Origin of the sequence: Gloeocapsopsis crepidinum LEGE 06123, from assembly GCF_015207655.1 — a bacterium.
GTDB classification, from domain to species: domain Bacteria; phylum Cyanobacteriota; class Cyanobacteriia; order Cyanobacteriales; family Chroococcidiopsidaceae; genus Gloeocapsopsis; species Gloeocapsopsis crepidinum.
Genome location: NZ_JADEWN010000012.1, coordinates 1 through 26,082 on the forward strand (window position 1 = coordinate 1; position 26,082 = coordinate 26,082).

The following is a 26,082-nucleotide window of genomic DNA, read 5'->3' on the forward strand; positions in this document are numbered from 1 at the left end:
CCCCAACTACTGCATTCAGGGTTGATCTTCTCATTGCCACTGCACTCGATTTAATTAATCCCGTGCATTTGAAAAACTGGTTTACTCACTGTTGCTACTGTGCCTCATAAAACTGCAATAGGCTGTAAGATGTGGGGTAGATAACTTGCTCGCCTATACTTAACGACTATCTTGCATTTGAATTAGGGTAACTTACATATACTTCAGCCAATTTAAATACTACAGCTAATCCTAATAGTAAAGGTGTCAGCCAATCTCCCCAACGAACGTATAAAGTTTGTGTAGTACGCCGATAGATTGTTTCTGCGTGTAATTCGTAAGTGTTTATGTCAGATATCCACAATGTTCTACCGTGCGGATCGACAATACCTGAGTAACCTGTGTTTGTTGCGCGTACTGCCCAACGCTCTGTTTCTATTGCTCGCATGGTATCTTGAGCATGGTGTTGTGCTGGCATTGAAGGGCTGTAATGTGCGTTGTTTGCAGCACTGAGGATAAATTGTCCGCCTGCTGCTGCTTGATAGCGTACTTGTTCAGGGAACGCAGAACTATAACAAATTACGGCGATCGCACGTCCAAAAGGTGTGTCAAAGATTTGATCTGGCAAACCTGGTACTTGTCTAGCTTCTAGGGGAGACAACCGTTGAATAAATCCTCCTAAAACTTGCTCAAATGGAATGTATTCCCCAATCGGTACTAATTTGACTTTATCGTAACGACTGAATTCGCCTTTTTCAGTAAGAGTAAATATGCTGTTGGTGTAACTTTGTCCTTGTTCGCCAAATGCACCAATCCAAGCGGTTACGCCTTTTTCTCGTACAGCCGAGTAGAAAGAGGTACGCAGCACTTCACTCCACATAAAAGGTAAAGCCCCTTCAGGTGTCAGAACTGCCTCAACTCCTTGATCGACTAGCGTAAGATAGCCTTCAGTGTAACCTGCGATCGCTCGTCGCAGTCCTTCAGGATAAAGTTTGATCGTATTAGGAATATTACCTTGAATAATTCCTACTCTCAAAGCAGTCTCTGGTTGTTGTACCAAAGGGCGATTATATAAACCAAACCCAACAAGATGTAACGTCACAAAAAGTATGCAGCCACTGGCAAATACTCTTATTGCAGCCCTCTGATCCTTGATCCCCGACCCCCAACCTCCGATCCCTGATCCCTCATATTTCATCCATGCTTCGGCTAATAAGGCGTTGACTGCAACGATTGCGGCTGTGACGGTGAGGGAACCAGAAAGTTGTCCTAGATGGAGAATGACTAAGTTATGAGGGCTTTGAGTGTAGGACAGTGAAGTCCAGTATAAAGGTCCTAAACTCCATAAACTTTCTAAACCACACCACAATGCAACGCCAATAAGAATGCGGGCGATGCCTGACCTTTGACTGAAAACAGTCATTCCGACTGCCCAACTTGTCACTAAGACTGCACCCCAAAGTGTAATCGCAGCCCAGCAAAATAGTGCGATCGCAATACTTGCAAGCCACGGTACTCCCATCCACATCATGGGGTGAACGCCAGCGATCCAAGCTAAAGCGATACCGTGATAACCAATTCCCCACAGTAATGCTGATAGTAATTTCGTTTTTCGTGGTGCAGGAGAGGCGACTAATACCCATAAAGGAACTAACGCGATCCATGCTAAAAACCACGCTTCGACAGGGGCGACAGTTAACCCCATCAGAATACCGCTAGCTAAAGCAAGAAAACCAAAGGCGGGTAATCCCCATCTTTGGTGTTGTTTACTTAATCTCGTTTTCACAATCGGCATTTTGCTAGTTTTTAGCCCTTAGTTATCCGACTCAGTTGCCTCACTAACATCAGGAGGAACTAAAGCAACAGCGGCGATCGCATCGTCTTCGTCTAAACGTTGAACGCGCACACCAGTGGCGGAACGCGATTGTGGAGATATTGCTTTTACAGCTTGACGAATGATAATTCCGCGAGTTGTCACAATCATCAGTTCGTCAACTTCGTTTACGATCCGCAATGCAGCAAGTTGATCTTTAAAGCCTTTGCGTGATTTAAACTTAGTCGCAATCTTGCCTTTTGTTGCCCGATTGTACAGTTTAAACTGCGTGACTGGTACGCGTTTACCGTAACCGCCAGTTGTAATGATTAATACCCACGGTCCTTGCGTGCTATTTTCAAGTAATTCGGCATTTTCTTCTGTTTCATCCTCAATCTCGATATCTTCTTCAGTATCCGCAGTAACGCTGTCATTGATGTTTGCCAATACCGAACTAGGAAGAATATCCATACCGATAAGTTCGTCTCCCTCGCGCAGTTTCATCGCTTTTACGCCACGAGTTGCTCTACCAAGAGGACGTAATTGCTCGCGATCAGTTCTAAAATGGATTGCCATACCATAGCGAGAACCGATAATGATACTATCTTCTGCCCGCGCCCGTCTTACCCAACGTAGCTGATCGCCTTCTTCTAAGGAAATTGCAATTAGACCATTTGCCCGAATGTTACTAAAGGCACTGAGTTCAGTTTTTTTGATGTAACCACCCCGCGTCAGCATGACAAGATATTCATCACTACTAAATTCACTGACTGGAACAACCGAAGTAATTTTTTCTCCCTTGGGAATCGGTAGCATTTGCACAATTGGCGTACCGCGACTTGTGCGCGAACCAATAGGAATTTGGTAAGCTTTGAGGCAATAAACAACACCGCGATCGCTAAAGAATAAAACACTATCGTGGTCGCAACATGTTAAGAAATGCTCAATGCCGTCATCTTCTTTCATGCGGGTTGCGGCTTTGCCACGAGTTGCCCGACTTTGTGCCTCGAAGGCATTCACTGGCATTCTCTTGATGTAACCTTGCTCAGTAACAAGAATCAAAGCTTTCTCGTTTGCAATTAAGTCAGTATCGCCAATCTCACCTTCATCAGGTTCAATGACTGTACGGCGCGGCGTTGCATGAGCTGCTTTAATGTGAGTAACTTCGTTTTCAATAATTTCTAAAACACGTTCGCGGCGTGCCAAAATATCGCGCAAATCAGCGATCTGTATTTGTAATTCCTCGTGTTCTTGGCGAATTTTCTCAGCTTCTAATGCTGTGAGGCGTCGCAATTGCATTTGTAAGATTGCATCTGCTTGTGCATCAGATAAACCATACCTTTCGATAAGTTCGTGGCGTGCAGTTGGTGCATCTGCCGCATGGCGAATTAATTCAATAATTCCATCCAAGTTGGCAAGAGCAATTAATAAACCTTGCAGTAAATGATCGCGTTCTTCGGCTTTGCGCAGTTCGTAGCGCGTTCTGCGACTAATTGCTTCAATGCGAAAGTCTAAGAAGACATTGAGAAATTGCTTGATAGTGAGTAATTGCGGTTCGCCATTCACTAGAGCCAGCATATTAGCTCCAAAGTTGGCTTGTAAAGGCGTTTGCTTATACAAGTTATTAAGGACAACACGGGGGTAAGCTGTACCTTTCAACTCAATAACAACTCGCATACCATCGCGATCGCTTTCGTCTCGGATATCAGCGATACCTTCTAACCGCTTTTCGTTAACCATTTCCGCAATGCGTTCGATCAGGGCGGCTTTATTGGTTTGATATGGCAGTTCAGTAATGATAATTGCTTCGCGATCGGGTCGTCCGCGTTGTTCAATTGTTTCTAGATTAGCAACACCGCGCATGGTAATTGAACCGCGCCCTGTCGTATAAGCTTCGCGAATTCCACTTGTGCCTAATACCTGTCCTCCTGTAGGAAAATCAGGTCCAGGAATGTATTGCATTAACTGGTTATCAGTAATTTCTGGATTGTGAATCAGTGCAACTAATCCATCAATTAATTCACCCAAGTTATGTGGAGGAATGTTTGTCGCCATCCCCACCGCAATCCCTGAAGCACCATTGAGTAAAAGTTGTGGAACTCGTGCCGGTAGAACAATCGGTTCTTGTTGCGAACCATCAAAGTTATCGGTAAAGTCTACGGTTTCTGATTCAATATCTCGAAGGAGAGCATCACCTGTAAAGGCTTGCAAACGACATTCTGTGTATCGCATTGCTGCTGGTGGATCGTTGTCTACGGAACCAAAGTTTCCGTGTCCATTGATCAATGGCAATCGCATTGAGAAATCCTGTGCCATCCGTACCAGCGCGTCATACACCGATCCATCACCGTGAGGATGGTATTTACCTAGAACTTCCCCGACAACACGGGCACATTTCCGAAACGGGCGATCTGCGGTTAAACCCAATTCATGCATTGCATAAAGAATGCGGCGATGCACAGGTTTCAGACCATCCCTGGCATCCGGCAGCGCCCGACCTACAATGACGCTCATAGCGTACTCTAAATAGGATCGGGACATCTCATTACGCAGATCAGTTGGGATAATCCTATCCTGACTTGTCATATGGTGAAAAACTCCAAAAATCTTAGATTTTTAGTCGTTAAAGTGGAAAAACGCCAAATTACTCCACTTTCCTGCTAAATATTCGTTAAATAATGATACAATTCTAGCATATTTTCTCCATGACTGGAGGAAGCACAAAGCTATGCAGCTTGGCAAATGAATTCGCTGCTAGATAAACAAAGTCCACAGATTTAGAGTCGTGGAGTGTTGAGTTATAAAACTTTTTTTTAATTCAAAACTCTTGAAACTTCGTTTGGGTAGTTCTGAAGAAAGTCGAAGGGCATCTGTGACTCATGCAGAAGATTTAGAGCATAAGAATTTAAGTCTCAAGGTAGTGTGTAGACTTGAAAAAAGCAGTTTAAGCTGTGGCAAGTTAACTTAGAAAGCTCCTATGACAGAAAACGAACGCCCAGAAGATCTACTATCACCAGAAGTGCTAGATAAGATCAAGCACCCACCAGCAATTGATGATGTCATGCAACAATTGCCAACAGAAGAAGTCACTGGTAATCCAGCAATGACACCACCAATGCATGATACGCCGATGGATGATAGAAGCGACTTGAAACGAGATGAGTAAGGCTACAATTTAGATTCAGTAGTCCATGCTGTTTTGTTTGTAATATGCTGCCAGTGATCTATTCGGATGAGTTTTTGGAACACAAAACTGGACGGTTTCACCCAGAAACACCTAAGCGATTAAGCGCGATCGCAACAGCACTACAACAATCAGAGTTTGCCCACCATCTAGAGTGGCGATCGCCTACGCCGGTAAATGAATCTCCAGCATTAGCATTTGTAGAACGTATTCATACACCAAAGTACATCGAACTTGTTCGCTATATAGCAAACACTGGTGGCGGTTATTTAGAAGCAGATACACTCGTTTCGCCACGCAGCTATGACGTTGCCTTGTTAGCAGTCAGTGCGTGGCTAGATGGTGTCACAAGTGTTTTAGCGACTCATAATCCAGCTTTTGTTCTCACACGTCCTCCAGGACATCATGCTGAAAGCGATCGTGGTATGGGTTTTTGTCTTTTTTCCAACGCGGCGATCGCTGCACACTATGCTTTAGATCAACCTGATATTAACCGAGTTGCTATTCTTGATTGGGACGTACATCATGGTAACGGCACTCAAGCGATCGTCGAAAATCATCCTCAGATAGCTTTTTGCTCACTTCATCAGTCTCCTTGCTACCCTGGAACTGGACAAGCATCTGAGCAAGGTAAATATAATAATGTTCTCAATTTACCTGTGTCTCCTGGTAGTACAATGGCAGTCTATCAACCTTTGTTTGAAGAGAAAGTTGTTCCTTTCTTGTCCAACTTTCAACCAGACTTATTAATTGTTAGTGCAGGATATGACGCCAATGCGGCTGATCCTTTAGCAGAAATCGCACTACAGCCTCACGATTACGGCAAGTTTACTGAATATTGTCTACAGCTGACTCCCAAAGTCGTTTTTGGCTTGGAGGGTGGCTACGACTTCGCAGCACTTTCTCAATCAGTTGTCGCTACGTTGGAAAAATGCTTGATTAGTGTTTAACTCGATTTGTAGCAAGACTATGCACGGCTTTCAAATATAAACGGTAATTCGATATACATTTGAGGTGAACTTATCGAAAAAAACATTTTCTTTGAAAAGAAAAGCTTTTAGCCGTATAATTACAGGTGTAACAAATTGTTAAGTAGGTAGATATAGTAATTTCTCTGTGGAATTTAACCGCAATAGCGTGGAGAAATAAGAAAGATCTACCCTCTAAAGTTGAGTGTAAGAATAATGGCAACGTATATTTTGTTCGAGAATGCCCTAGAAATGCTAAAAAACGCATACCTTGCATCTACGCTTGGATTAATTGCAGTTTCTGGGATTGGTTTAGTAGCGATCGCGCTTGTAGAGAAAGACACACCAGCTTCTAAAACACAGCAACATCATCACGTCTAAACATTTCATCCATCCTAGGGTACATTTTCCTCCTTCTTTGGATATACTTATCTGAACTAGATTTCTGCCATAGAAGGAACCTTGGGTATGACCTGCGTAGAGTTGGAAAGAGAAATTGCCAAAATAGTCATGGCGATGATGACTCGGAACATCCAAATTGGACATGATTTAATCAGTCATCTCAACTCCCAACTTTCTACAGAAGCAGCAGCAGGAGTCATAATTATCTGCATTGAACGTGTACTATGGTTTGATCCAAGTTCGGTAATTTGGACAATAGATTATCTTTTACCTGTTGGCATCCGACAAGAAATTCAGAAAACCTTTCTTGTCCATTTCTATAAGCACTTAATTTTTCAAGGTTTTCTTCCTGGTAAAGACTTCAGTATTGATGCAAACAGTCATTTACTATTGAACTCGCAAGCCAAATCTGCAATCTTTAGTAACTCAAAACTGGAAAACAACACCAAAAGTGCTTAGTGACAGAATCGCTGTAAAGTGAGAAATAGGGAAATCTCCCAGAATTTTGATCTCTTCGCTCCTCTTAACCTATGCCTTGTTGTGGCACGTTAAATCAACTTATCCGAGTTTTAGCTGCTAAATCAGTTTTATCCGATACTGAGTTAACTTTCCAGTTTACGGGTGTTAATACAGATACTCGCATTATCAAACCAGGTGATATTTTTGTTGCACTACGAGGGGAAAAGTTTGACGGTCACGCATTTGTAACAGCAGCTTTAGACAAAGGTGCGATCGCCGCTATTGTTGATTCTAAATTTCAAGCGCCAAACGAATCACTACCACTACTGCAAGTAGAAGATACTTTGGAAGCTTATCAAAAAATTGCGCATTGGTGGCGCCAGCAATTTTCAATTCCCGTCATTGCAATTACAGGTTCTGTCGGCAAAACGACAACCAAAGAGTTGATTGCTGCAGTTTTAGCAACTCAAGGTCATGTTCTCAAAACACAGGCAAACTATAACAATGAAATTGGCGTCCCTAAAACCTTACTGGAATTGAGTTCTGAACACAACTACGCAGTTATTGAAATGGCAATGCGTGCGAAAGGAGAAATTGCCTTACTAACACAAATAGCTTGTCCGACAATCGGCGTGATTACAAATGTAGGAACTGCACATATCGAAAGATTAGGTTCTGAACAAGCGATCGCTGAAGCTAAATGTGAATTATTAGCTGAAATGTCAAATTCAGCGATGGCGATCCTCAATCATGACAATTCTCGTCTTATAACAACTGCTGCGACGGTTTGGCAAGGTCAAACTCTTACCTATGGTTTAGGGGGCGGAGATATACGCGGTGAGGTAATTGATCGTCAAATATTAGTAGATGGCAGGTATTTGGCTTTACCACTACCAGGACGACACAACGCTGCTAATTTTCTAGCTGCTTTAGCTGTTGCCAAGGTTTTACAAATTGATTGGTCAAACTTAACTAATTTAGTTGTCGATATGCCAAGTGGGCGATCGCAGCGCCATGAATTACCCAATGATGTGGTAATCTTAGATGAAAGTTATAATGCTGCACCAGAAGCTATGAAAGCAGCACTGTATCTATTAGCGGAAACACCAGGAAAGCGACGGATTGCGGTGTTGGGTGCAATGAAAGAATTGGGAGAGCGATCGCTGCAATTGCACCAAGAAGTAGGTGATTTAGTACGTCAACTTAATATTGATTCACTCATAGTTTTAGTTGACAGTGGTGATGCAGAGGCGATCGCAACAAGTGCAGCAGGTGTTTCTACTGAACGTTTTTCTAGCCACGAAGATATCGTAAAACACTTGAGAGAGGTTGTCAAAGAAGGCGATCGTATTCTTATTAAAGCTGCACATTCGGTAGGACTCGATCGTGTCGTTAACGATTTTCGTAACAAGTCAAATTTGTAAGTGATAAGATATCCATTTTTCTACTTAATTAATAGAAATCTGTAATTTATCCCCTGGTAAATCAATTCTTATTCAACAAACTGCTGCCTTATTATTTGATAGTTTTAAGGAACATTGGGGGACTGCGTGGGCAAACTTGGATATTGCTTTACAAGAAGTGCAAGAATCTCTAGAACCAGATAGAATTAGTCGTATTGCAGTTGATGACAATGGCACAGTTTTAGGATGGATTGGTGGAATTAGTCAATACAACGGTAATGTATGGGAACTTCATCCTTTAGTTGTCCATAGCAATTTTCGTCGTCAAGGAATCGGAAGGGCGCTTGTTTTAGATTTAGAGGATAGAGTGAGAGAACGTGGTGGAATTACATTGTGGGTGGGGACAGATGACGAAGATCATATGACATCTCTTTCAGGCGTTAGTCTGTATCCTAATGTATGGGAACATATCGCTAAAATCAGAAACTTACGCAATCATCCTTACGAGTTTTATCAAAAGTTAGGTTTTGTCATTGTTGGCGTAATGCCTGATGCAAATGGCGTGGGAAAGCCTGATATTTATATGGCAAAAAGTTTAAGAAACTAAATACCGTGACTTTTACCAATGACCCAGTGACGACGGAAAAAACGAGATAAAGCTGACTCTTCTAAAGATAAATAAATAGGGCGTCCATGCGGACAAGTACGCGGATTACGGGTACGTTGCCATTGATTTAAAAGCGTTTGCATTTCTTCTAAATTCAATTCTGTACCATTACGAATGGCACTACGACAGGCGACAGCTACTTGTGCAGTTTGTAAGTCTCCACCCAAGCTAAGTTCTAATAATGCCTCGGCACAATCTTTTCGCGTTTGTAACATTGCTGGAATATTGCGGATCGCCCACATTTGTTCGCCAAAAGTCTCTATTTCTATACCGATACGTTCAAGTTGCGATCGCTGTGTCGGTGAAAGATTATTTAAAATAACTGGTGGTTCTAAAGGAACAAGTTGCCAGTTATCAACTAATTGTTCGTACAAAACGCGTTCGTGCGCAATGTGTTGTTCGACTAACCATAATCCTCCTGGGTGTTCTGCCACGATATAAGTATTGTTAACTTGAGCAACAGCTTTAAGGATGTAAGTAGTAGGATTGCTGTTCTGAACGTCCTCAACATCCGATTGTATTTGACGATTGAAACTGTAACTGCTGGTAGATTCTGCAGCTTTAATCAGTTTACCAACTCTAGAATTATGTAAAGATTCAGGAATCGTTGCAGGATTAATGCGTAATGCTTGTTCAATGGCTTGCGCAACTTTTTCTTGCCAATAATCAAGATGATGTAAATAAATTTCTGCTTTTGCAGGGTGACGATTCCAATTAATTTGATTAGGAGAAACTTGTAAATGTAAAAAACATACTGGATAGCGATCGCGTGGTAGGGTTCGTGCAGTAGCAGTCAGTATTGTTTGCTCAATCTCTGGTAATTTTACTCTGCGTCCATTTACTGCAACTTTGATCCAGTCAGGGCGATGACGATGACAGCGGTCTGGTAAACCTAAAACTAAGTTCAGAAAAGCATGTGTAGCAATCTCATCTTTACAGTTGAATAAATTATCAGGATGAGGAACTTCAATTTTTAGTTCTTGCAAGTCGCTTAAATGCACTTGGCGGAGAATTTGTGGTAAGACATATTGAGATGATTTTCCAGCACTGAGAGTAAACCATTCGCGGTCATCGTGCCAAACTTGCCAAGTAACCTGGGGATGACACAACGCAATTTGCTGAATTGTCGTTTGTACTGCTTTCAACTGCTGTGCGATCGCGGGTAATCCTTCGCGGTAGTTTGGTAAATTACCAAATAGATCTGATACAGTCACAACTGTTCCAGGGGCGATCGCTGCTGTTGTCACTTCTACAATTTCTCCTCCTGTCGCATAAACAACACGCCATCCCTCAGATGTTAGGGCAGGGCGACTTAAGATTTCTAACTGTGCTAGTTGTGTCAAACTATGTAATGCTTCACCGCGAAATCCTAAGCTGCTAATTTTCCATAAGTCATCAGAATTACGAATTTTACTAGTACTATGTGCGATCGCTGCTTGCTGCAAATCGGTTAATTTCATCCCGCAGCCATTATCTGACACTCGTACCCGCCACTGTTGTGTCCACAAAGCGACGACAATTCGTGTTGCACCTGCATCAAGAGAGTTTTCTACTAATTCTCGTACAACAGCTGCTATTGAGTCTATTACCTCACCAGCAGCAATTAAATTAATAACTTCTTCAGGTAGAGTGTGAATACTGGATAGCATAGAATCCAGTTTTTTATGAGTTAACAAGAGTATTTAATTAAATGTTAGATGTTTTCTTTTAACGTCAGCCATGAATTTTTAAATACTGAAATTAGCCTGTTCTAATTTACTGAATAAACTGATTTCATTTGTAATACAATCTGAGCTAGAGTTGAATAGACGGAGCTAACTTTGCTTAGAGAGTATCTCATTTTTATTACTGTTTTCTTTTACAGTAACAACAAATCAAGTAAAACTTATGCGCTCAGTCAAATCAAGCAATGCACAAAATCAATAGTCAATTAAGTATTTACATAAAAATTAACATACATAGCCTCGAATAATTCATAAGTATCCGCTTTTCATTCTTCTCTCTATGCCTCTGTGGTAGCCTGCGGCAAGCTACTACGCGTCTATGTTTCAAAAAAATTTATAGCCCGAATGCGATCGCCATAGGTTTTAAAAATTCCAACTATTCCTAAAGAAAGATATTATAAACGTTCATTCTAAAGAAGGATCGTATAGGTTGTATTACTTGATAAATTGCGAAAGAGCAGATAAGAGAGGATTAATGTATGAATAACCCTTTAGGCGGTATCATTCCAGACCAACCACCTATTGATCCCCAGTCTAACGTGCACGAACTTAAATCGCGTTTAGAATGGGGCGAGCCAGCATTCACGATTTTAGATATACGCGATCGCAACACATACAACGACGGTCACATTATGGGCGCTATGTCCATGCCAATGGAAGAGTTAGTGGATCGCGCTCAAAGTTCACTAGCTAAAAGTCGTGATGTTTATATCTACGGTGAAACTGACGAACAAACTACCCAAGCTGCACAACAGCTTCGTTCATCCGGATTTGAACACATATCAGAACTGAAAGGCGGACTTCCAGCATGGAAGGCAGTAGGTGGTCCCACAGAAGGTATTTTGGAATCCAGAACTCCAGCAGGCGCAGATGACTATAATGTTGTTTCTCGCATGCAAAACCAAGCAGAAACTCAACAAAAGTAAGTCTTTGTGAATGTAAACTTATTCTGCAGAACTGACACTTATCATAATAGCCACATTAACTAATTCTTTGGATTAGAAACACTCCTATCTCAGTAAGTATGTTTGAGGTAGGAGATTTAGTTTTTAATTTTCAATTATTGGTTTTTTAAAATTCAAGGGAAACAAAAATCTGGAGCGCATAATTGTGGGAAATTTACAATATTAACTTCCCATGTATTAATGTCTGCACGCCGGATGATGTGATTATTAGTATCAGCAATGAAGAGGAATGAATCGATACCGCTTAACCCAGAAGGTTCTGAAAACTTAAAACTCTTTGTTTCATCTTCGCGATCGCCTGTACCACCTCCTAATACAGTTTCACAAATACCTGTACAAGTATCGACTCGCTTGATTTTATTGTTATAAGTATCTGCTATCCAAAGATAATCTTGAAAGTAATCTACTCGTAAACAGTGTTGTAAGCGTACTTCTGCACCGCTACCATCAACATCACCAAAACCAAATAGCTCGCCGCTACCGCAGATTGTTCTTACTTGTTGTTCTGCTAAATTGATACCACGAATAGAACTAACTTCACTATCTGCAATGAATAACTCTTTTCCATCAGTCGTAATTCCGCTAGGTTGAGCAAAAGCCGATTTAGTAAGACACCCATTAATACAAGCTTCTGCACCTCTACCAGCATAAGTTGCGATCGTCAATATTTCTAGTTGTAATTCCCAAATTTGGTGTGCACCTGCCATTGCAATAAATAAAGAGTTACCTCTTAGTTGCACATCCCAAGGGGAGTTTAACTCCGTTGTTAATCCAGCACCTCCAAAAGGTTGACTATTCTGGTTTTGTTTGCCTGTACCAGCAATTGTTTTGACGACTTGACGTTGCAAATCAATCTGGCGTATCGCATGATTTTCGGTATCAGCTAAATACAGTAACTGTTTTTTTGCGTCAAATGCCATTCCTTGAGGACTGGAAAACTGTGCTTCGCCAAAACAACCATCCATTAATCCTGATTGACCTGTTCCAATCAAATGCTGAACTTCTCCATCTAAAGAACTAATAACAAGCCGATGATGACCCGAATCAGTAATAAATAAGCCTACTGTTGTGGCTAAAACCTTTCCAGGAAAAGCTAAGGGAGTTATCAGTGGTTGGCGTTGTTTCTCTAGCAGCAAACTGAGATTTTGAGCAGAAAATGTCCCCTTTCCTTGATGTTTATGAATCAACTGCTCTACTATTTGCTCTAAATCATCGCGATGACCTTCACCAGAAACATAGCTAACAATGTAACCTTCAGGATCGATTACTATTAAGGTTGGCCAAGCCCGTACAGCATATTGTTCCCAAACTCCAAAGCCACTATCGATAAGTACTGGATGCTCAATGTCATAGCGTAAGATTGCTTGACGAATATTCTCGACTTCCTTCTCGTTGTCAAACTTAGCCGAATGAATTCCAATAACCGTTAGCTGATCTTGAAATTTTTGTTCTAAGTATTTTAAATCTGGTAAAACATGTAAGCAATTAATACAGCAGTATGTCCAAAAGTCTAAAATAACAACTTGACCGCGTAGTTGCTGTAGTGATAAAGGACGATCTATATTTAGCCAAGCTTGATTAGAGGGAAGTTCCGGCGCTCTCACTCGCATACTTAAAGGTGCTTTTTGGGTTTATCTTAAGTTATATTGCTAACTGCAAATCGCTATTTCATATAAATAACCTGGAATTGACTGTACAAAATACACAGTATCAACTCCAGGTTACACTAGCCCTCAAAGTAGATATTGCTTTCACAAAATACAGAAGCGCTAGAAAGCTTTTACCTATCTTGCTTAGTTTCTCTCAGCTTTGCTTTGAGCTTCTTCCATAGCAGCTTTCTTATCTGCCTCATTTGGGTTAAATGTAACACCTGTTTGACGTGCTTTAAGTTCCAAGGTTTCAGGAATGTTTTCTCCAAGCTTTTTCAGATTCTTTAAACCTGTATCACCAATAGGACGTTCTGCGCTATCACCAAAATCTTCAGCTTTTTCTTTAATGCGCTTTACTGTATCACGTGTAACAGGATTCTCGTCTACTGACCCAGCAGATGCAGCCTGTGCTTGTGAAAATACACTTTCATTGAAGGCTGGAGCAACCAAAAATGTAATTGCTACCAATACAACTGTGATAACACGACGTAATCCGCTGCTCTTCACCCAATCTATCATTGATTTCATTTCTCTCTCCATTAGTTTTGGATTCTAACTTTCTAACTCTTTACTTTTTTTGAGATAACATCTTCTCCCTAGGGTTAGAAAGTTTTGATCTTCAAACTCATGGTTTTCAGGAATTACGCAGTTGAATGTCTTGCGCCTCCTTAGACCCGTGAACAAGCGTTTTTCTTTATTTTCTCTTCAGAATTGGGAAGTCAGGCGAAAGGTGCGGGGTTCCCCTAGTTATAGGAACTAGCGTAGATTGAGAGGGCAAAAGGGGTTTACTCTAAACTGTAAAAAGCTGCTTGCTCAACCTCGACAGCTTTCAAGTTAGAACTAACTTAAGGCAGAACATTCTCTTGTAGACCTAACTTGAGTTCAAGTTCATCGTCTGCTGCATCTTCTTCCTGTGCTGATTCGACTGTTTCTGGCTGTGGTACAGGTAAATCAATCACTTCCGATTGTGGTGGTTCAGACGATGGCAGAATCACTGAACGACGGCGAAAACGATTAAAAAAACCCTCTGGCTGCTTTTCCAAGGGTTTTATACCTTCTAGTGCTGGTGTTGGCGCTGACGGTGATATATCTGACGGAACTGCTTCAGGTGATGACGTTAATGGTTCAACATCAGAAGAATTTTGCGGTTCTGGAGGTTCAACAGGAATAGTTTGTTTCGGTGCAGGAATTAGAAGTTCTTCAGGAACTGCTTCTGTGTCTGGAATCTCACTTTCTTCAGGTACTTCTGGTATTAAAGGTGTCACGCTTGGTGCAGGTTCAACTTCACGACGCCGAAAGCGATTAAACAAGTTATTTGGTTTAGTTTGTTCAGGTTTCTCTAAATCAGTTTCGAGTTCTTGTTCAGGTTGATTAACTTCTATTTTGTCTAATAGAGGTTGTTCTGGTTTAATTTCTTCTACAGAAGGTAGTTCAGGAACTGGACTAGGTGATGGTGTGGGAGTTGGTTCAATGATTGGAGATTTATAGACATAATTCTGTTCTACAATACCTCGTGCTTCAGCTACCGACAGTTGTCCTGTTACAAGTTTTCCTAAGCTATCTTTTGCAGGCGGCTCATAAGTGATTAACCGAATTGTGTTATTGAAAACGTTGGCTAAAGAGTTGCCTTGTTCGTCAATAAACTCTAACTGAACCCAATTTTTACCAGGTTGGAAACCTCGTAAATAAAGTGGTTGCCAACGCTCAAGAATAAAGCTATCACCGTTAATTGTACAGCGGATACGCCAATCAGTAATGTCATTTTGTTGATGTTCTTGAGCAACTAAGTGTAGGGGTGCATTAGTCAAGTAGAAATCGAGAAGAACGGGTTCAGCACTGAATGTTCCTTGAGGAGCGTTATAGGTTAATAGTGGTTTATTAGATGCAGGACTATTGTTATTATCTTTCGCGAAGATATGAAAAGTTGTTTGGGTATAAGCACCTTCATTTTTAAAGCTTTCATCCCAAGGGTAAGTGGCAAAAACTCGCAAAGTATGCGTTCCAGGAGTTAAATCAGAAAAAACCAACGGTTCAGTTAGATTGTAAACATTTGTATAAGGTTGGTTGTCTAAAATAACGTTGAGATGAGGACCTAAATCGAGTTCCTGGTTTTTGAAAATAGGGAAATCTTGAACCTGTAAGCGGATATTAACTGTAGTATCTTGAAAAACTTCGTCTGGCTGTGGACTCAATATTGTTACTTGCGGACGATGAATTTCTAAGCTCTGGTGTAGTTGCTGAATTACTTCTGGTGGAGAGACTTCAGCAATCTTAGTAGGACGTGGTACAGAATTGAGTTGTGTATCATTGCGATTACGTGTTTCTTCAACTGAGCGATCGCTACAACCAATCAAGCCAGCGATAATAAGCCCTGTGACTAAAAATGAAACAATCGCTTTGATAAATTTTCGCCACCAATTTATGCCAAACACCTAATCGAACTCCTCGTAAGTTAAGTATTAAAAATAAAATCTTTCTGCGCTTAGTGCTTAAATACCATCTCCATTTGATTTTAAGTGCTAGTGACTACTATGCCAGTACACAGAAGCGTACGATCAAATAGGTAGCAAATATCTATCAAATAGAGAAAAATAAATACTACTCAAAACTTGATGAGCAAAAGCTCTGAGCTTAATGAATTCATATTTATTTTTGCTACTTATCACTATTAATCTGACGCTAGTCTAAATGATAAATTTTACGAATCTTTGAGGTTTGTAAATTATATGAAGATACTCTTGACTTTTTTTCCATTGGTTTGAACTTACATAGTAGAACGGACTTACTCTCTAGACTTTTTGAATTATTGTTAAAAAACTTCCAACACTCTGGTAATCATGACCCTATAATTCATCAGAAAGCACTTTCCACGGGCGACCTTCATGACTGGTTCAGCCTAGCTCCCTAAATTTTAGGAAGATTGGGCGACTCAGTCAGAAGACAGCTAGTGGTGTTCCACAAGTTCTGTTTCCTTGTCTAGAGAGGAGAGTCTAAATGACGATGAGTCCTCCGGAGCGAGAGGAAAAAAAGGCAAGGGTTATCGTCGATAACGACCCGGTACCAACCTCATTTGAAAGATGGGGGCAACCAGGTCATTTTGACCGCACCTTAGCTAAAGGTCCCAAAACCACTACTTGGATTTGGAACCTACACGCCCTCGCCCATGATTTTGATACTCATACCAGCGACCTAGAAGACATCTCGCGCAAAATCTTTGCAGCGCACTTCGGTCAGTTGGCTGTGATCTTCCTCTGGTTGAGCGGCATGGAGTTTCATGGCGCTCGCTTTTCAAACTACGAAGCTTGGCTGAGCGATCCAATTGGTATTAAGCCAAGTGCGCAAGTTGTTTGGCCAATTGTTGGTCAAGACATTCTTAATGCTGATGTTGGTGGTGGTTTCCACGGCATTCAAATTACCTCTGGCTTATTCCAAGTTTGGCGTGCTGCTGGTTTTACAAACTCCTTCCAGTTGTACGTAACTGCAATTGGTGGTCTAGTGGCAGCAGCTTTAATGCTCTTTGCTGGCTGGTTCCACTACCATAAGCGCGCTCCTAAACTGGAATGGTTCCAGAACACAGAGTCGATGCTGAACCACCATTTGGCAGGGTTACTGGGCTTAGGTTGTTTATCTTGGGCTGGACACCAGATCCACGTAGCTTTACCAGTTAATAAGCTATTGGATGCTGGAGTAGCACCAAAGGATATTCCCCTACCTCATGAATTTATTCTGAATAGTAGCTTGATGGCAGAGTTGTATCCTAGTTTTGCCAAAGGATTAACACCCTTCTGGACGTTAAATTGGGGACAATATGCTGACTTCCTCACTTTCAAGGGTGGTTTAAACCCAGTAACAGGTGGTTTGTGGTTGACCGATACAGCGCACCATCACTTAGCTTTGGCTGTGCTGTTCATCGTTGCAGGTCATATGTACCGCACAAACTGGGGCATTGGTCACAGCATTAAAGAGATTCTAGAGAACCATAAAGGTCCGTTCACAGGTGACGGGCATAAAGGTCTCTACGAAAACATGACCACATCCTGGCATGCGCAGCTAGGAACAAACCTGGCGATGCTCGGTTCGCTGACAATTATCGTGGCGCATCATATGTACGCGATGCCTCCGTATCCGTACTTAGCAACTGACTACGCCACTGCGCTATCAATCTTCACTCACCATATGTGGATTGGCGGCTTCTTGATTGTTGGTGGAGCAGCCCACGCTACGATTTTCATGGTGCGTGACTACGATCCAGCAGTAAATCAAAACAACGTACTGGATCGGGTGATTCGTCACCGCGATGCGATTATTTCCCACCTGAACTGGGTATGTATGTTCCTGGGCTTCCACAGCTTTGGTCTATATATCCATAACGATACAATGCAAGCTCTGGGTCGTCCGCAAGACATGTTCTCGGACACAGCCATTCAGTTGCAACCCGTGTTTGCACAATTTGTTCAAAATATCCACACCTTAGCACCTGGTTCTACAGCACCTAATGCTCTCGAACCTGTGAGCTATGCTTTCGGTGGTGGTGTGGTTGCTGTAGGTGGCAAAATTGCCATGATGCCGATCGCATTGGGTACGGCGGACTTTATGATCCACCACATCCATGCCTTCCAAATTCACGTTACAGTATTGATCCTACTGAAGGGCTTCCTATTTGCTCGCAACTCGCGTTTGATTCCAGATAAAGCGAACCTAGGTTTCCGCTTCCCCTGCGACGGTCCAGGTCGCGGTGGTACCTGTCAAGTATCAGGTTGGGATCACGTATTCTTAGGATTGTTCTGGATGTTCAACACCATTGCGATCGCGGTTTACCACTTTAGTTGGAAGATGCAATCGGATGTGTGGGGAACCATTGACTCAGACGGTACGATAGCGCATATCACTGGTGGTAACTTTGCCATGAGTGCAAATACCATCAACGGTTGGTTGCGTGACTATCAATGGGCACAAGCAGCTCAAGTGATTCAGTCTTATGGTTCGGCACTCTCTGCATATGGTTTGCTGTTCCTGGGCGCTCACTTTGTTTGGGCTTTTAGCTTGATGTTCCTCTTCAGTGGACGCGGCTATTGGCAAGAACTCATCGAGTCCATCGTTTGGGCACACAATAAACTAAAGGTTGCACCAACAATTCAACCCCGCGCACTAAGTATTATTCAAGGTCGTGCGGTTGGAGTAGCTCACTACTTGTTAGGAGCAATTGTGACAATCTGGGCGTTCTTCGAGGCGCGCATAATTTCAGTAGGTTAGCATTTAGCCATCAGTGACTCAGCGTTTAGAGCGATGTGTTAGCTGATGGCTTAAGGTCAGAGGATTCACTAAACCTATGGCAACGAAATTTCCAAAATTTAGCCAGGATCTCGCGCAGGACCCAACAACACGGCGTCTGTGGTACGGGATTGCTACAGCGCATGATTTTGAGACCCACGACGGAATGACCGAAGAGAATCTGTATCAGAAACTCTTTGCAACTCACTTCGGTCATGTGGCAATCATTTTCTTGTGGACCTCCAGCCTCCTGTTCCACGTAGCCTGGCAAGGTAACTTTGAACAGTGGATCAAAGATCCACTCAATATCCGTCCGATTGCCCACGCAATTTGGGACCCTCACTTTGGTAAAGCTGCAGTTGATGCATTTACCCAAGCAGGTGCAACATACCCCGTTAACATTGCTTACTCTGGTGTTTATCACTGGTGGTACACGATCGGGATGCGGACAAACAACGATCTTTACAGCGGTGCAGTCTTTCTGCTGATTCTCGCTGGAGTGTTTTTGTTCGCAGGTTGGTTACACTTGCAACCAAAGTTCCGTCCTAGCTTGTCTTGGTTTAAGAGTGCGGAGCCTCGCCTCAACCACCACTTAGCAGGTTTGTTTGGCGTTAGCTCGCTTGCTTGGACTGGTCACTTGGTTCACGTTGCTATCCCCGAATCGCGCGGACAGCACGTTGGTTGGGATAACTTCTTAACAACACTTCCTCATCCTGAGGGCTTAAGACCATTCTTTACTGGTAACTGGGGTGTTTACGCTGCTAATGCTGACACTGCCAACCACGTTTTCGGTACATCACAAGGTGCAGGAACGGCAATTCTGACCTTCTTAGGTGGATTCCATCCCCAAACTCAGTCGCTGTGGCTGACTGATATGGCACATCACCATTTAGCGATCGCTGTGATTTTCATCATTGCGGGTCACATGTACCGGACAAACTTTGGAATTGGTCACAGCATCAAAGAGATGCTCAACGCCAAGAACTTCTTTGGTACTAAAACCGAAGGTCAGTTCAACCTGCCACACCAAGGGTTGTACGACACAATTAACAACTCACTACACTTCCAGTTGTCCTTAGCACTTGCTGCATTGGGAACCATCACTTCTTTGGTAGCCCAGCATATGTATGCAATGCCCCCATATGCTTTTATGGGTCAGGACTTCACTACGCAAGCTGCGCTGTATACTCATCACCAGTACATTGCTGTATTTCTGATGGTAGGCGCGTTTGCTCACGCAGGTATTTTCTGGGTAAGAGACTACGATGCTGAGCAAAACAAAGGCAACGTACTTGATCGCGTACTACAGCACAAAGAAGCGATTATCTCGCACTTAAGCTGGGTATCGCTCTTCCTAGGTTTCCATACCTTAGGTTTGTACGTTCATAACGACGTTGTTGTTGCTTTTGGTACTCCTGAGAAGCAGATTTTGATTGAGCCAGTATTTGCTCAATTCATTCAAGCTTCCCACGGTAAAGTACTCTACGGCTTGAACACCTTACTATCTAATCCAGATAGTGTTGCTTCCACAGCTGGTGCAGCTTGGCTACCAGGTTGGTTAGATGCTATTAACAACACGACCAACTCGCTATTCTTAACGATTGGTCCTGGTGACTTCTTAGTACACCATGCCTTTGCACTAGGTATTCACACCACAGTTCTTGTTTTGGTTAAAGGTGCTTTAGATGCTCGTGGTTCTAAACTCATGCCAGACAAGAAAGACTTTGGTTATGCGTTTCCTTGCGATGGTCCAGGTCGTGGCGGTACTTGCGACATCTCAGCTTGGGATGCCTTCTATCTCGCCTTATTCTGGGCTTTAAATACAGTAGGATGGGTTACGTTCTACTGGCACTGGAAACACCTGGGTATCTGGCAAGGCAACGTAGCACAGTTTAATGAGTCTTCTACGTATCTCATGGGCTGGCTGCGAGATTATCTCTGGTTGTACTCAGCACAGTTGATTAACGGTTACAACCCATACGGTATGAACAACCTAGCCGTTTGGTCTTGGATGTTCTTGTTCGGACACCTCGTTTGGGCAACCGGCTTCATGTTCTTGATCTCTTGGAGAGGCTACTGGCAAGAGTTGATTGAAACTCTTGTTTGGGCACACGAACGGACTCCACTCGCAAGCTTGGTTCGTTGGAAAGACAAGCCAGTTGCTATGTCCATCGTCCAAGGTCGTTTAGTGGGTTTAGCTCACTTCACCGTTGGTTATGTCTTAACATACGCAGCGTTTGTTATTGCCTCAACGGCTGGTAAGTTTGGTTAACTAGCTTTCTAGAAGATTAACCACATTCCCTCACGATTACAGTGGGGGATTTTTTTTGGCAGAATACGAGTGCGAAATCTGGAGGAGTCAGCAAAATAGCTCCTGTGCAGCTTGTTACCAGCAGTAGTTCTGATCCCTTCGCTGTGTTTATGCTAGTTCTAGAATGAAAAAGTTATTTATATGCTTTAATGGCAAAATCTAGGCTCGCTCAACTTGGTTCTTATCTACGTCCCCATTGGCGAACGTGTACAGTGGGGATTTTGGCTTTATTAGTTGTTAATGCTTTAGGCGTTTATATCCCGCTACTGATTCGTAACATTATTGACACGCTTCAAGTTACATTCAGTTTCGGGCAAGTTATCCAGTATGTCGTACTTATTGTTGTTCTGAGTTCCGTCATGTGGGTAATCCGCATGGTGTCACGGGTTGCCCTATTTGGTGTCGGTCGTCAAGTTGAGTTTGACCTCAAACAGAAAATCTTTGAACACTTATTAAAACTTGAACCATCATATTTTGCGGCAAATACTGCGGGCGATCTCATTAACCGAGCAACAAGTGATGTTGATAATATCCGACGGTTATTAGGATTTGCTGTTCTAAGCATAGCTAATACAATATTTGCTTACGCTTTAACACTTCCAGTTATGCTGGCGCTTAGCGTGCAACTAACGCTAGCAGCGATCGTCGTCTACCCAATCATGATGTTTCTGGTGCAGTTGTTTAGCGATCGCCTCCGCAAAGAACAACAACAGGTACAAGAAGAACTCTCAACTGTTAGCGAACTGATTCAAGAAGACATGAGTGGCATTGCCCTGATCAAAATTTACGCTCAGGAGCAAAACGAACGCCGTGCTTTTCGTCACAAAAATCAGCAGTTACTCAACGCAAATCTAAAATTAGCAAAGACACGCAATACTCTGTTCCCACTCGTAAGTGGACTTGCCTACGTTAGCTTACTCATCCTCTTGTGGTTAGGTTCAGGACAGCTAATTGCTGGTACTCTCTCTGTGGGTGATTTTATTGCTCTGATACTATACGTCGAGCGACTTGTTTTTCCAACTGCCCTATTAGGATTTACAATTACAGCTTATCAACGTGGCGAAGTCAGTATTGATCGCATTGAGTCCATTTTGACCGTATCACCAAAAATTCAAGACACCAATGAGGCGATCTCAATACCTCAACAAGTCCGAGGTGAACTAGTTGCCAGAAACTTAAGCTTTACCTATCCTGGTTCGACAACACCAGCATTAAAAGAAGTGAGCTTTAAGATTGCACCAGGAGAAACTGTGGCGGTTGTAGGACCAATTGGTGCAGGAAAATCAACGCTAGCAAATGCTTTGCCACGACTACTTGACATTGAACGAGGACAACTCTTTTTGGATGGCAACGATATTACTCAAATCAAACTACAGGATTTGCGCAGTGCGATCGCTTATGTCCCTCAAGATAGTTTTTTATTCAGCACCACGATCAAAAATAATATCCGCTACGGCGATCCTTTAAGCGAACAAACTGAAGTCGAACATAGTGCAAAACAAGCTCAAATTCATCCAGAAATTCTCAACTTTCCTCAACAGTATAAAACCATAGTTGGCGAACGCGGGATTACACTTTCTGGCGGACAACGACAACGTACTGCTTTAGCAAGGGCTTTATTAGTCGATGCACCTGTATTGATCCTCGACGATGCTTTATCTAGCGTAGACAACCAAACTGCAACCGAAATTCTCAACAACCTCTCACACGGAACACAACGCAAAACGGTTGTCTTTATCTCACACCAAATGTCCGCTGCAGCAACTGCCGATCGCATCTTTGTCATGGATCAGGGTCGAATTGTGCAAACAGGGACACACGCTGAACTTTTGCAACAGCCAGGACTATACCGTACACTGTGGAATCAGCATCAGATGAAAGAATTACTGCAATAAAGCTTCTCAAAACTAAATCAGTTGCGGCTGCTTAACAGTGATACAATTATCTTCCCATCGGTTCGGTTAAAAACCAGAGGTAACGGGGAAAGTCCGGTGTAAATCCGGTGCTGTCCCGCAACTGTGAAAGAAGTTATGAGTGAGTCAATCTAACTTCATAACTGAGAACCCAAAACTCAAAATCTAAAGTCAGAATGCCCGCCGAAGGGAGTCTACACCAAGCTGCGATCGCCCAGAAAACAGAACATTTTGTTTTGAGTTTATTTCTGAAGAAATCAGCTAGGCATTAATCACGGATTTATCTGCGAGGTACAGAGTATGTCCAGTCAGAATTTTGCGCCATTTCGGCAACTGAATCCTTTTATTTTGAGTGCTAGTCTAGGAATTCTATTTTTAAGCACAGCACAACAGGCTCTAGCACACCATGCATTAGGAAGTGAAACTCCGACTAATTTTTTTGAGGGATTTATCTCAGGGTTAGCGCATCCAGTCATTGGTTTAGACCATTTGGCGTTTGTTGTTGCCATTGGTTTAATCGCCGCAGGACAAATAAACGGTACTATCATTCCAGCAGGATTTGTTTTAGCCGCACTTGTAGGAACCGGAATTCATGTACTCAACTTCGATCTACCAGCAGCAGAAATTGCAATCGCCCTATCAGTAGTTACCTTTGGCGTCATGCTAGCAATTCCGCGTAAACCTAATTGGATTGTCTTGACTTGTTTGGGTGCGATCGCTGGTTTATTTCACGGCTATGCTTACGGAGAAGCAATTATCGGTGCAGGAATGATACCTTTAGTTGCTTACTTACTAGGATTTAGCTTAATTCAGTATGGTGTAGCAATGTTAGCGCGTGCTGTAGGTAATCTGATCATTCATAAAATACCAAATCGACAAATCATGCGACTTTGTGGCTTAGCGATCGCTGCGATTGGTATTGTTTTTATGACTAATTTGTTATTTGGGTAAAATGCTTGATGCGGTGGGATTGAGTATCTTATCAACTGTTTGAGCGATCGCCAGCTGCATCAAGGTTGATAATGGCAAAACCAGCAGTTTAAAGTGTAAAAAACCATATCGCACGCTAACCATAGCTCACACCAATAGATAATTCTTCTCAAGAAGCCTGAAAAACAAAATACAGGCTGAGAAAACTTACCACCATACAGTAGAGCGGCAATTTTTATCCCTAGAGCGTCGATTTACAGTATCCTACACAAATGCAAGTGCGAACGAATTCACTACTAAACAAACAAAGTCCTCAGTGGACTTATACCAAATCAAAAATTAATTGCTACAAATGCACCCCACCACCTACAGCACTTCCCCTTACCAAGCTGACAGGTGTAGGTATTTTCTGGCTAAAAGAAAGATAAATTGAAATTTTGAGTTTTTGCTAAATTTTAATTTTTGGGTTGATTTAACCATGCTTCTAAATCAGCTAAACTTGTCAAATCAAACAAAGCTTCTCCCAAAGTTTCTAATTGATTGGTAGATAAACTTCGTATACGTTCTGTCAAAGATGAATCGATATCACCAAAACGACGATTTACGAGACGCAAAGTGTACGTGAAGGCTTCCCTTTGTTCTCCCTTCTGCAAAATATCTTGATAAATCACTGATTCCTGCATAGTCTCCTCGCTCAATAACTGACGAATCAAACCTTTCTCAAATCGCAACCCAGCTAAAATCTCTGTATAAGCAGCAATATTCTGCCTTGTCTCTCTATCGGCAATTTTAGCAAGACTTTGAGCCACCTGAGATAATAACCCTGGGGGTGAATCTGTTTGTGTCAATGGTGCTAACGCTAATAATGCCGGATTCTCTAAAAATAATGTTGCCTCTTGCTCCCACATTCTGACAACACGATAGCGATGATTTGTCATCTCATTGACATAAGTTTCGGTAAAAGCAATGTCTTGAGTTGTCTGTTGCAAGAAAATCACTACCTGGGTAATGGGAAGATCGTATTTTCTGACTAATCTGACAAAATAATCCAACATTCGTAAGGGAATGGGAGTTAAGGATTTTTGTGTTGTTTGAAATTCCAAATGCAAAATCCGATTTTCTGTTTGTAAGAAGGTTACAGAATCGGCGCGAATTGGTTCGATGCTTAATTCTGTTTTTAAAACTTTGATTGTTTGCGGTTCCTCAGTTAACAGCCACCGCGCAAAATCTGTGGGATATTTTTCGGCTAAGATTTTGCCAACGTTGTCAAAAGCCACTCATTCTACTGAAATTGTTTCCGTTGTTAGTTTATCAGTATTGAGGAATGGCAATCTATTTACTCAACCATCTTCCGATTCCTCTTCATCGTTTATGCTTTCCCCCTAGTCCTGTTGACCATTTCTATAGTACCCATCCCTGTAAAAAACCTACACCTGTCAGCGGTGGAGGGGTTCAAAATCCTATTGTACTTAACCTAAAATCTGTTTTTTGCCAGCCCGACAATCTTTCGGTGTGATCCCAAACTTGCGCTTAAATGCCGCTGTAAAGTGTCCTAAATGCGAATATCCTACTGCATGGGCAACTTCTGATATCCGTGTTTCCTTGCAACGTAACATGATCTGTGCCTGCTCCATGCGATGGTGGTGTAAGTAACCAAACACCGTTGTTCCAAAAAGTTCTCGGAAACCTTGTTGCAGTTTGCGATCGCTTAATCCCACTAATTGCGCTAGTTCCGTTAATGAAGGAGGATAGTTTAAGCGCTGGTGTAAAATTTCTTTAGCGTGGTGAAGTTGCTCAATTGTGTTTGGATGAAGTTGCGATCGCTGTCCATTATCTGCCAAAATTGGCTCTAGCTGCATCGCTAATAATTCAAACACTTTAGATTGAAGATAGAGGCGCTGGGCTGTTCCTTGAAAAGGAGCATTCAAAATTTGTCGAACGGCGGCTTGCATTGTCCAAGTCACATCTGGAAAAAATGATACCTTCCACTCGTTCTCTTTAATAAATAGCTTGACAATTTGCTCTGGTTCTCCAGCCATGAAACCTTTAAGTAATTCTGGCAATAGATGCACATTAATCGCAGTTATCGGCTGTAATTTCTGTATTTTTTGTACATACGCAGGTGAAATTCCACTTCCAGACAAGTAGCTGCATTTTCCACCACTAGCTGGATAAACGTTGTTATAAGTGAATAACCCAGATGAAAGTATCAGAAATTGTATTAGATGATCGTGAACAGGTACCCGAACTTCTATGTCATCATGCAATTCATAGTTAAAAATTTCCAGCCATAGCCCTGGTAGTAGTTCTATTTCTCGGCAATATCCCTGACCTATACGAGGAGACACGATAAATATCTCACCATCAGGGTGATGTTCGCTGCTTTGAGCAGGTTCATACATCAATTCACCGAAGTTGGCTGCGGAAAGGATGAGAGTCATTAG

20 protein-coding genes and 1 riboswitch are annotated in these 26,082 nt (G+C 42.3%); of the genes, 11 read left to right on the plus strand and 9 right to left on the minus strand.

All coding sequences use genetic code 11. The features are described 5' to 3' along the window. Positions 1–166: 166 nt before the first annotated feature. Together lnt and gyrA are read right to left on the minus strand one after the other, a co-directional pair. Positions 167–1,684, minus strand: coding sequence for an apolipoprotein N-acyltransferase (gene lnt, locus IQ230_RS06870; protein ID WP_228054658.1), 1,518 nt, complete (start codon positions 1,682–1,684; stop codon positions 167–169). Between the two features lie 108 nt (positions 1,685–1,792). Next, positions 1,793–4,378 carry a DNA topoisomerase (ATP-hydrolyzing) subunit A gene (gene gyrA, locus IQ230_RS06875; protein WP_193931303.1) on the minus strand — a complete coding sequence of 862 codons (2,586 nt, stop codon included), beginning with the start codon at positions 4,376–4,378 and terminating at the stop codon, positions 1,793–1,795. 391 nt (positions 4,379–4,769) lie between these two features. On the opposite strand from gyrA, the gene IQ230_RS06880 reads away from it, so the two are divergent. The 6 genes from IQ230_RS06880 (at position 4,770) to IQ230_RS06905 (ending at position 8,815) form a co-directional block, all read left to right on the plus strand. Then, entirely contained in the window at positions 4,770–4,958 is a 189-nt protein-coding gene (locus IQ230_RS06880) for a hypothetical protein (protein WP_193931304.1), read from the plus strand. 44 nt (positions 4,959–5,002) lie between these two features. Next, positions 5,003–5,926, plus strand: a complete 924-nt coding sequence (locus IQ230_RS06885; protein ID WP_193931305.1) for a histone deacetylase family protein — start codon at positions 5,003–5,005, stop codon at positions 5,924–5,926. Positions 5,927–6,160: 234 nt separating this feature from the next. After that, positions 6,161–6,325 carry a hypothetical protein gene (locus IQ230_RS06890; RefSeq protein WP_193931306.1) on the plus strand — a complete coding sequence of 55 codons (165 nt, stop codon included), beginning with the start codon at positions 6,161–6,163 and terminating at the stop codon, positions 6,323–6,325. A gap of 87 nt (positions 6,326–6,412) precedes the next feature. After that, a complete protein-coding gene (locus IQ230_RS06895; protein WP_193931307.1) occupies positions 6,413–6,805 on the plus strand; it encodes a hypothetical protein in 393 nt (130 codons plus the stop codon). Positions 6,806–6,876: 71 nt separating this feature from the next. Continuing rightward, positions 6,877–8,229, plus strand: a complete 1,353-nt coding sequence (locus IQ230_RS06900; RefSeq protein WP_193931308.1) for a UDP-N-acetylmuramoyl-tripeptide--D-alanyl-D-alanine ligase — start codon at positions 6,877–6,879, stop codon at positions 8,227–8,229. A gap of 31 nt (positions 8,230–8,260) precedes the next feature. After that, a complete protein-coding gene (locus IQ230_RS06905) occupies positions 8,261–8,815 on the plus strand; it encodes a GNAT family N-acetyltransferase (RefSeq protein ID WP_407646626.1) in 555 nt (184 codons plus the stop codon). Here the strand turns inward: IQ230_RS06905 and mutL are convergent. Further along, a complete protein-coding gene (gene mutL, locus IQ230_RS06910; protein ID WP_193931309.1) occupies positions 8,812–10,524 on the minus strand; it encodes a DNA mismatch repair endonuclease MutL in 1,713 nt (570 codons plus the stop codon). The two genes, IQ230_RS06905 and mutL, sit on opposite strands and share 4 nt — an antisense overlap. A 554-nt stretch (positions 10,525–11,078) precedes the next feature. Between mutL and IQ230_RS06915 the strand changes: the two genes are divergently transcribed. Further along, the gene (locus IQ230_RS06915) at positions 11,079–11,525 is read left to right on the plus strand and encodes a rhodanese-like domain-containing protein (protein ID WP_193931310.1); all 447 of its coding nucleotides are present in this window, start codon (positions 11,079–11,081) and stop codon (positions 11,523–11,525) included. Between the two features lie 152 nt (positions 11,526–11,677). Here the strand turns inward: IQ230_RS06915 and IQ230_RS06920 are convergent, their stop codons facing one another. The 3 genes from IQ230_RS06920 to IQ230_RS06930 form a co-directional block, all read right to left on the minus strand. Next, positions 11,678–13,174: a thioredoxin-like domain-containing protein gene (locus tag IQ230_RS06920; RefSeq protein ID WP_193931311.1), complete on the minus strand. Its 1,497-nt coding sequence runs from the start codon at positions 13,172–13,174 to the stop codon at positions 11,678–11,680. Between the two features lie 183 nt (positions 13,175–13,357). Further along, on the minus strand, positions 13,358–13,741 hold the full coding sequence (locus IQ230_RS06925) for a hypothetical protein (protein ID WP_193931312.1): 384 nt from the start codon (positions 13,739–13,741) through the stop codon (positions 13,358–13,360). Between the two features lie 317 nt (positions 13,742–14,058). Beyond that, positions 14,059–15,645, minus strand: coding sequence for a hypothetical protein (locus IQ230_RS06930; RefSeq protein ID WP_193931313.1), 1,587 nt, complete (start codon positions 15,643–15,645; stop codon positions 14,059–14,061). Between the two features lie 562 nt (positions 15,646–16,207). On the opposite strand from IQ230_RS06930, the gene psaA reads away from it, so the two are divergent. The 4 genes from psaA to IQ230_RS06950 all read left to right on the plus strand — a co-directional run bounded on the left by psaA (position 16,208) and on the right by IQ230_RS06950 (position 23,659). Next, the gene (psaA, locus tag IQ230_RS06935) at positions 16,208–18,466 is read left to right on the plus strand and encodes a photosystem I core protein PsaA (protein WP_099701754.1); all 2,259 of its coding nucleotides are present in this window, start codon (positions 16,208–16,210) and stop codon (positions 18,464–18,466) included. Positions 18,467–18,542: 76 nt separating this feature from the next. Next, complete coding sequence (gene psaB, locus IQ230_RS06940; RefSeq protein WP_193931314.1) at positions 18,543–20,756, plus strand: photosystem I core protein PsaB; 2,214 nt, start codon at positions 18,543–18,545, stop codon at positions 20,754–20,756. 188 nt (positions 20,757–20,944) lie between these two features. Further along, the gene (locus IQ230_RS06945; protein ID WP_193931315.1) at positions 20,945–22,690 is read left to right on the plus strand and encodes an ABC transporter ATP-binding protein; all 1,746 of its coding nucleotides are present in this window, start codon (positions 20,945–20,947) and stop codon (positions 22,688–22,690) included. A 41-nt stretch (positions 22,691–22,731) separates the two neighbouring features. Beyond that, a riboswitch (cobalamin riboswitch) is annotated at positions 22,732–22,910 on the plus strand. A 98-nt stretch (positions 22,911–23,008) separates the two neighbouring features. Then, positions 23,009–23,659 (plus strand): HupE/UreJ family protein, encoded by a 651-nt coding sequence (locus IQ230_RS06950; RefSeq protein ID WP_193931316.1) that lies wholly within the window; start codon positions 23,009–23,011, stop codon positions 23,657–23,659. Here IQ230_RS06950 and IQ230_RS27330 read toward each other — a convergent pair. The 3 genes from IQ230_RS27330 to IQ230_RS06960 form a co-directional block, all read right to left on the minus strand. Further along, complete coding sequence (locus IQ230_RS27330) at positions 23,648–23,782, minus strand: hypothetical protein (protein ID WP_265576198.1); 135 nt, start codon at positions 23,780–23,782, stop codon at positions 23,648–23,650. The two genes, IQ230_RS06950 and IQ230_RS27330, sit on opposite strands and share 12 nt — an antisense overlap. A 311-nt stretch (positions 23,783–24,093) precedes the next feature. Beyond that, positions 24,094–24,915: a DUF4351 domain-containing protein gene (locus IQ230_RS06955; RefSeq protein WP_193931317.1), complete on the minus strand. Its 822-nt coding sequence runs from the start codon at positions 24,913–24,915 to the stop codon at positions 24,094–24,096. Positions 24,916–25,107: 192 nt separating this feature from the next. Next, positions 25,108–26,079 carry a helix-turn-helix transcriptional regulator gene (locus IQ230_RS06960; RefSeq protein WP_193931318.1) on the minus strand — a complete coding sequence of 324 codons (972 nt, stop codon included), beginning with the start codon at positions 26,077–26,079 and terminating at the stop codon, positions 25,108–25,110. Between the last annotated feature and the right edge of the window lie 3 nt (positions 26,080–26,082).